The following is a 7,675-nucleotide window of genomic DNA, read 5'->3' as shown; positions in this document are numbered from 1 at the left end:
GGCAGCGAGACCGGGATCTTCTTGGCGCGCGCGTCCGTCCCCTCGCCGATCAGCACCGGCTTTTCGCCATAGGTCTCGTGCATCAGCATGCCGTGCTCGCCGATGAACAGCACCCCGCCGTCGCCGCTCATGCTCATGGTGTCGGGGAAGCCGGGCGGCGTGGGCGGCAAGAGGCCACCGTCGTACCAGGTCATCCGCAGCGGGGCGCCGGGCTTGATCCAGGCGTTCTTGCCGTTCCCGAACTCGTAGCGGCTGATGCCGGCCAGCGGATAGCTGGTGATCTCCGGCGGGCGCTTGGTGTCCCACAGGCTCTTGTTGCCGGCCCAGCGGGAGTGGCGCGTCTCGACCTTGGTGGGCAGGCCCGGATCCAGCGCCCAGAACGGGAAGTCGACCAGGTGGGCGCCCATGTCGCCGAGCGCGCCGGAGCCGAAGGGCGTCCAGCCGCGCCAGTTGAAGTGGGCGTAGTCGGGGTTGTAGCCCCAGTCGATGTCGGCGGGGCCGAGCCACACCTGCCAGTCCAGGCTGGCCGGCGCCGGCACGGCGGCGGGCCGCGGCACCCCCTGCGGCCAGACCGGCCGGTTGGTCCAGACGTGGACTTCACTGACCTTGCCGATCGCGCCGCCGCGGATCAGCTCGATCACGCGGCGGCCATCGTCGCCGGAGTGGCCCTGGTTGCCCATCTGGGTGACCAGGCTCGGGTTGGCCTTGGCGAGCTCGGCCAGCTTGCGGCTCTCCTCGATGGTGTAGGTGAGCGGCTTCTGCACGAAGACGTGGTAGCCGCGCTCCATGGCCCGCCTGGCGGCCGGGGCGTGATGGTGGTCGGGGGTGGCGATCAGCACCGCGTCGATGTCTTTGCGGCTGTCCAGCATCTTGCGGTAGTCGGTGAAGCGCTCGGCCTTGTCGTAGGCCGCCTTCAGCTCCGGCTTGTTGATCTTGCCGGTCTTCGAGTCGGTGAGCGCGGCCAGCACGTGGTCGTAGTCGGCGTCGGCGGTGGCCACGATGTTCTGGCCGGTCAGCTTCGACATGTTCGAAGCCCCCTGCCCGCCGCAGCCGATCACCGCGATATTGACCTTGTCGCTCGGCGCGATCCTGCGCGCCGCGAAGGCGGACCCTGCGAAGGCCGCGGCGCCCAGAGTCGCACCAAGTCCGGCGGCCGTGCCTAAGAACCTGCGCCGCGAGACGCCTGCCCGGCCGTCGATGCGTTCCCCGAACCCGTCAAAAATGGCCACCACGCGCCCCTTCCCGCTTGATCTTGTTGGGCCGGCATATGGCCTATCGTTCGCCGAGATTGGCAAGGTCACGCCTCAGTGGACCGAGGCCGGCGGCGGAAACCAGCTCATGAACCGCCGCCGGTCGTTGGCCTGCAGCAGGGCCGTGCCGCCCACGTGGTAGACGATGTCGGCGGTGAAGTGCGCGGCGATCGCCGCCTCGATCCCATAGCGCCAGAACAGCCACCCGCAGAGGATCGCGACCGGTCCGTTGAGCGCCAGCGCGCGCAACAGGATCAGGCCGGTGATCTTGCCCGCCACCGCCTTGGTCGCCGGCAGGTGGCCCAGCCCGAACAGCACCGCCATCACCACGATGGCCGTCCAGACCGCCCATTCCGGCGTTGGGGCCGGCGCGGGCTTCGAATGGCTCGCGAGCCCGATCAGCCAGACGACGCCCGAGACGCCCAGGAGGCGCGTCAGCAGCTCCTCGTTGATCCCGCCGTAGAACGAGGCGCTGAAGTTCTCCAGCAGCGTCGAGCGCCGCGCCAGCTCCAGCAGCTTCGGCATCCGGGGGAGCAGGACGAGGTCGGCGCCGGTCAGGAACAGGCCCGCCGCCGCGCCCCTCGCCGCGCCCATCGTCATCGCCGAAGCGAAGGGCCTCGCCGGCGCCGCGCCGCCGCTCAGCGCGGCCACATAGGGCGCGCCCAGGCCCACAGCATGCGCCGCCAAAAGGCCCACGAAGACCACCAGCGCGAACAGCACCGCGTTCTGCGCGAACCCCGCCGCCGCCGCGACCGCCGGCGAGACCTTCAGGGGCCGGTTCGAGCTCTTGATCAACCGCAGCACATAGGGCGTCAGGCACGCCGCGCCGGCCAGCGCGGCGGCGTAGAGCACGCCGAATTCTCCCCAGGAAACCCTCATCCCGCGACGCTAGCCCGACTTTCCCGGTTGCGGAACGCCATTCGAGCGCGCTCGATGGGGTCAGGCCCGCGCCAGTCGGGCGCACGGGAGACGACCATGGGACTTCGCGCCCTCACACTTGCGCTGGCCTCAGCGGCGCTCACCGCGCTCGCCGCCGCTCCGCCGGCCCAGGCCCTCACCGATCCCGCCGCCGTGGCCAAGGGCTACAAGGCGCCGCGCGACGCCTGGGGCCATCCGGACCTGGCGGGCGTCTGGTCGCCGGCCACCATCACCCGGCTGGAGCGCGACCCGAAGCTGGGCGAGCGGCTGGTGCTGACCGAGGCCGAGGCCAACGCCGCCGAGGGCGTCACCGCCAAGTCCAACGCCAAGGCGGCGCTCCCCACCGACCAGAAGCTGAAGGTCGACGACGTGGACTGCGGCGTGCAGGGCTTCAGTGGCGTCGCCTGCGGCTACAACAATTTCTGGGTCGATCCGGGCACCAAGATCATGCGGGTCGCCGGCCAGCCCCGCGCGTCGATCATCGTCTCGCCGGCCAACGGGCGCATGACTCTGACGCCCGCCGCGCTGGCCTCGATCAGGGCCCAGCAGAGCCAGAGCGGCAACTTCGACGGGCCCGAACGGCGCCCGCTGGCCGAGCGCTGCCTGGTGGCCTTCGGCTCCAGCTCCGGCCCGCCGATGCTGCCGGTGCTCTACAACAACCACTACGCCATCGTGCCCGGGAAGGACCTGGTGGCCGTCGAGGTCGAGATGGTCCACGACACCCGCTTCTTGCGGGTCGGCGGGACGCACGATCCGGCCAATGTCAGGAAGTGGATGGGGGATTCCGTGGCCCGCTGGGAGGGCGAGACCCTGGTGGTCGACACCGTCAATTTCCGGCCCGACCAGACCTTCCGCGGCGCCAGCGCCAACATGCACGTGACCGAGCGCTTCACACGCATCTCGCCGGCCCAGATCCTCTATCAGTTCCGGGTCGAGGACCCGGCCACCTTCGTCCAGCCGGTGGAGGGCGAGGTCGCCTGGAACCTGACCAAGGACAAGATCTACGAATACGCCTGCCACGAAGGGAACTACGCGCTCCCCGGCATCCTCGCCGGCGCCCGCAACGCCGAGAAGCAGGGCAAGGAGATGGAAGGCTCCCGCGGCCAGGTGAAGGAAGAGGGCGAGCGGTAGGGGCGTCGCGCGCCCCTCCTCCCCTTGTGGGAGGAGGTGTCAGGCGGACGCCTGACGGAGGTGGGGTCACGCTCCGCCCTCCGCGCGAAACCATGCTTCGCTCAAGCTGAAGGTTCTGAGAGACCCCACCTCCGACCTGCTTCGCAGGCCACCTCCTCCCACAAGGGGAGGAGGCGCGTTCGATTGGCGTCGTTGCAATTTGCGCGCGCAGCCGACTTGATGGCCGGCAGGCTGTTTGGGGGCGGGCGTATGAAGACTAGAGTGTGGGCGGCTGGCCTGGCGGCCGCGATCGCGCTGGCGATGGGCGGCGCCGCGATGGCCGCCGGCGTGAACCCCGCCCCGCCGCGCAAGCCCGGCGAAGGCCTGGGGCCGTTCCACACCCTGATCATCCACGGCGCGACCCTGATCGACGGCACCGGCGCCCCGCCGAACGGGCCGGTGGACATCGTCATCCACGACAACATCATCGCCGAGATCCGTGAGGCGGCGCGGCCCGGCCACGTCGGCGATGCGGCCAAGGGCCTGCCACCTGCCGACCATGTGATCGACGCCACCGGCCAGTACGTGCTGCCGGGCTTCATCGACATGCACACCCACGGCGGCACGCCCGACAAGGCCCCGGACCTGACCTATGTCTACAAGCTCTGGATGGCGCATGGCGTGACCACGGTGCGCTCCGTGCCGCTGGTGTTCGACAACAACGCGCTGGTCGCAAACGAGAAGGCCCGCAGCGCCCGGAACGAGATCGTCGCGCCGCGCATCTTCAACTACACGACCCCCTGCTCCAGCTGGACCGGCGGGCCGTGCAACACGCCGGAGCAGGGCCGCGCCTGGGTGCGCTGGGCGGCCAAGAACAACATCGACGGCGTGAAGTTCTTCAACTTCGACCCGCCCGAGGTGATGGCCGCCATGCTGGACGAGGCCAAGAAGCAGCACCTGGGCAGCGTCGCGCACCTGAGCCAGCCGGGCGTCGCGCGGATGAACGCGCTCCAGGCCGGACGCCTGGGCCTGGGCACCGTCACCCACTACTACGGCCACTTCGAGTCGATCCTCAAAGGCCACCAGATCCAGTCGTTCCCCACCGACTACAACTACGCCAACGAGGAGGACCGGTTCGGCGAGGCCGCCGCCATCTGGGACCAGACCTATGAGCCCGGCTCCAAGGAGTGGTGGGACTATCTGAAGGAGCAAAAGGCCAACCACGTCGACTTCGACCCGACCTTCACCATCTACTCCGCCGGCCGCGACCTGATGCGGGCCCGCAACGCCGATTGGCACCCGATCTACACGCTCCCCTCGCTCTGGGCCTTCTACCAGCCGAGCCACGAGCATCACGGCTCGTTCTTCTTCGACTGGACCACCGAGCGCGAGGTGACCTGGAAGCGGTTCTACCAGCGCTACATGCAGCTCATCCACGACTACCAGTCGATCGGCGGGCGGGTGACCACGGGCTCCGACAGCGGCTTCATCTACAACCTCTACGGCTTCGGCTACATCCAGGAGCTGGAGCTCCTGCAGGAGGCGGGTCTGACCCCGCTGGAGGTGGTCCGCTCGGCGACGCTGAACGGCGCCATGACCCTCTACGACCCGAAAGGCGAGACGCCGCCGATGGGCGAGGTGACGGTGGGCAAGCTCGCCGACCTGGTGATCGTGCCGGAAAATCCGCTGGCCAATTTCAAGGTGCTCTACGGCACCGGCCGGCTGAAGCTGGACGAGAAGACCGGCAAGGCGGCGATGATCGGCGGCGTGCGCTTCACCATCAAGGACGGCATCGTCTACGACGCCAAGGCCCTGCTCGCCGATGTCGCCGCCATGGTCGCGGCGCAGAAGAATCAGGGCACGGGCGGCGCTGCGAAGTAAGCCGAACCGGCATCCTCTAAGCGTCCTCCTCCCCCTGTGGGAGGAGGTGGCCTGCGGAGCAGGTCGGAGGTGGGGTTTCTCAGAACTCTCAGCTCCGCCCGAAGCTTCGTATCGCGCGGAGGGGGGAGCGCGACCCCACCTCCGTCAGGCGTCCGCCCGACACCTCCTCCCACAAGGGGAGGAGGACACGGCAAGCGCGGTCGCCTACCGCGCCGCCCGCGCCTCCGCCGCCGCGGCGTTGAGCTTGCGGATGCGCTCCTCGTAGAGCTGGGCCAGGCGCTGCGGCTCGGTCACGGTGTTGCGCGCCTCGCGCCAGGCGAGCTGGTGCTCGCGCAGCAGGTCGCGGTCCTGATGGGCGTCCAGCGCGTCGGCGTAGGCCTGGCGCAGGTCCTTCTGCAGGCGCTGCAGGCGCGGCGTCTCGCAGATGATCCGGTCGGCCGGGGTGGGCTGGCCGGCGCAGGCCTTGGCGCCCACAGGCCCAATGGCGGCCTCCTTGGCGGCGGCCTCCTTGACGGCGGCCTTGCCGGTATCGGGCGCGGTTTCCTCGGCGACCTCCACCGGAGCCGGTGCGGCCGTTTCCGGCGCGGTCTTGACGGCGGGGACGGCGGCCGGGATGGGCGCCGAGGCCATCGACGGCGGCGGGGCCGGAATCGGCGTGACGGCGCCGGGCACGGAAGCCGCGGCCGTCGCCGGCGCGGTCTCCGTCTCCACCGCGATCGGATCCCCGGCGGGCGCCGCGGCGGCGGGCGCCTGGGCCGGCGGCGGCGTGGCGGCGGCGACGGTCAGGGGCGCGTGCGCCTGCTGCGACACCGACTCGGCCCAGCCGCCCAGCGCCAGGCCCGCGACCAGGCCCATGGCCAGGCCGGTGCTCAGCCAGAGCGCGCGGCGTCGCGGCTTGGGCGGCGGCGGCCGGTCGTCGAACTCGGGCGAGCCATTAAGACCTGGGGGCGGCGGATGCAGATAGGTGGCGTCGTCGTCCTGTTCCGCCGCCTCCAGCTCCCAGTCTTCGACGTGCGGAGGCGCCATGTCAGCCTCTTCCAATTGCGGGTCCTTGGGGTCGAGCGGATCGCCGAGATTAAGCTCGATCACCCGCGGCTCGGCCGAACGCTTGGGTCCGAACAGGCCGCGGCGCTGCTCCGGCTCGCCGCGTTCGCGCCGCACGGCCATCTCCTGCAGGATCTCGTAGGTCACCGCCGCGTCGCCGCGCCGCCGCGTCGTGTCGAGCAGCTGGCGGAGCTCCTGGCCCCTGAGTGTGGAAAGGTCGACGTTCAGCATCGCAGGCCATCCCGGGCGCAACAGGCACATCTCTTGCCGGCGCCCGTCTCTCACCAGCCCGACGACTATTACGCCGCGCCAAGGTGAACGGAATATGAAAGCCCCGCCGTGCGGCCTTAGGTCCCAGCCCTATTTCCCAGGCCGGGATTCCGCTTCCAGGTCGGCGTAGGGCTTGCCGTCGCGGGACAGCAGGACCGCCAGCGGCCGGGTGCTCTTGAACTCGGCCATGATCGCCATGGCGACCACCGCGAGCGGCGTCGACAGGAAGGCGCCCACCACGCCCCAGACCGCGCCCCAGAAGGCGAGCGCCAGCAGCACCACGATGGGGTCGAGGTTGAGGCTGCGGCTCTGCAGGCGCGGCTGGACCACGTGGCTGACCCCGAAATGGATCGCCTCCAGCCCGCCGATCAGGATCAGCGCCGGCCAGAGCGCGGTGAACTCCACCAGGCCGAACACCGCCGGGAACAGCACCCCGATCGCCGCGCCAATGGCCGGGATGTAGTTCGACAGGAAAATGATCGCGCACCAGAAGCCCACGTGGCTGAGGCCCGTCGCCAGCATCAGCGCCGCCGACAGCGCGGTGATGATCAGTCCGACCACCGTCTGCACCCAGACGTAGCTCTCGACCCCGTGGCGCACGCGCTCGAAGACCTTGCCCGCCTCCTGGCGCTCGGCGGCGTCGGGGAAGAAGCCCTGCGCCTTGGCCGCGAAGCCCCGGCGCGAGGCCAGGAGGAAGCCCAGATAGATGAACATGAACACCGCCGCCTCGGCGAAGTGGCTGAGATGGCCCGCGACCACGCCGGCGTAGCGGGCCGGATTGATCTCGCGGATCAGGTCGGTGACGGTCGGCGTCACCGCCAGCCCCAGCGTGCCGGCGCCGCTGACCAGGAGCGCGTTGATGCGCTGGGTGTAGACCGGCGCCTGGGCGGCGAACGCGGTGGCGTTGTCGATGGTCAGCCACAGCGTCAGACCGAAGACCGCCAGGATCGAGACGATGGCGGTCGGCATCGCCGCGGCCCTGGGATAGGCCGGAATCCGCCGGTCGATGGCGCGCGCCAGGCCATCGATCATGATCAGCAGGAACAGCGACAGCACGAAGGGTTCGAGGATGCGGCGCAGCACCCAGAGCGTGAAGCCCACCAGGATCACCGCGATGACGAACATCGCCACGCGCAGCGCCTTCAGGTGCGCCACCACCGGGTCGCCGGACCTTGCAGCTGTCGCCTTGCCCGCCATGCGCA

6 protein-coding genes are annotated in these 7,675 nt (G+C 70.1%); 2 read left to right on the top strand and 4 right to left on the bottom strand.

The window, feature by feature from the left end; genetic code table 11:
- Together VKQ35_RS08955 and VKQ35_RS08950 are read right to left on the bottom strand one after the other, a co-directional pair.
- Positions 1 to 1,229 (bottom strand): Gfo/Idh/MocA family oxidoreductase (locus tag VKQ35_RS08955; RefSeq protein ID WP_324360692.1); only part of this gene is annotated, 1,229 nt, incomplete at its 3' end.
- Positions 1,230 to 1,304: 75 nt separating this feature from the next.
- Positions 1,305 to 2,102, bottom strand: coding sequence for a type II CAAX prenyl endopeptidase Rce1 family protein (locus VKQ35_RS08950; protein ID WP_324360691.1), 798 nt, complete (start codon positions 2,100 to 2,102; stop codon positions 1,305 to 1,307).
- Between the two features lie 123 nt (positions 2,103 to 2,225).
- Here VKQ35_RS08950 and VKQ35_RS08945 point away from each other — a divergent pair, with 123 nt between their 5' ends.
- Both VKQ35_RS08945 and VKQ35_RS08940 read left to right on the top strand, forming a co-directional pair.
- Positions 2,226 to 3,299, top strand: a complete 1,074-nt coding sequence (locus VKQ35_RS08945) for a hypothetical protein (RefSeq protein WP_324360690.1) — start codon at positions 2,226 to 2,228, stop codon at positions 3,297 to 3,299.
- A gap of 249 nt (positions 3,300 to 3,548) precedes the next feature.
- Positions 3,549 to 5,159 (top strand): amidohydrolase family protein, encoded by a 1,611-nt coding sequence (locus VKQ35_RS08940; RefSeq protein WP_324360689.1) that lies wholly within the window; start codon positions 3,549 to 3,551, stop codon positions 5,157 to 5,159.
- Between the two features lie 204 nt (positions 5,160 to 5,363).
- Here the strand turns inward: VKQ35_RS08940 and VKQ35_RS08935 are convergent, their stop codons facing one another.
- Together VKQ35_RS08935 and VKQ35_RS08930 are read right to left on the bottom strand one after the other, a co-directional pair.
- Positions 5,364 to 6,434: a hypothetical protein gene (locus VKQ35_RS08935; protein WP_324360687.1), complete on the bottom strand. Its 1,071-nt coding sequence runs from the start codon at positions 6,432 to 6,434 to the stop codon at positions 5,364 to 5,366.
- Positions 6,435 to 6,563: 129 nt separating this feature from the next.
- Positions 6,564 to 7,670: an AI-2E family transporter gene (locus VKQ35_RS08930; RefSeq protein WP_324360685.1), complete on the bottom strand. Its 1,107-nt coding sequence runs from the start codon at positions 7,668 to 7,670 to the stop codon at positions 6,564 to 6,566.
- Positions 7,671 to 7,675 lie beyond the last annotated feature (5 nt).

It is taken from the genome of Phenylobacterium sp., from assembly GCF_035309685.1.
GTDB lineage: Bacteria > Pseudomonadota > Alphaproteobacteria > Caulobacterales > Caulobacteraceae > Phenylobacterium.
Note: the sequence above shows the minus strand (reverse complement) of the source record. Positions and strands in the feature narration are given on the sequence as shown.

Bases quoted from the DNA above. Each gene is read 5' to 3' on its own strand.
- VKQ35_RS08945 (WP_324360690.1), top strand. From the start codon at position 2,226: ATGGGACTTCGCGCCCTCACACTTGCGCTGGCCTCAGCGGCGCTCACC.
- VKQ35_RS08940 (WP_324360689.1), top strand. From the start codon at position 3,549: ATGAAGACTAGAGTGTGGGCGGCTGGCCTGGCGGCCGCGATCGCGCTG.
- VKQ35_RS08935 (WP_324360687.1), bottom strand. From the start codon at position 6,434: ATGCTGAACGTCGACCTTTCCACACTCAGGGGCCAGGAGCTCCGCCAG.
- VKQ35_RS08930 (WP_324360685.1), bottom strand. From the start codon at position 7,670: ATGGCGGGCAAGGCGACAGCTGCAAGGTCCGGCGACCCGGTGGTGGCG.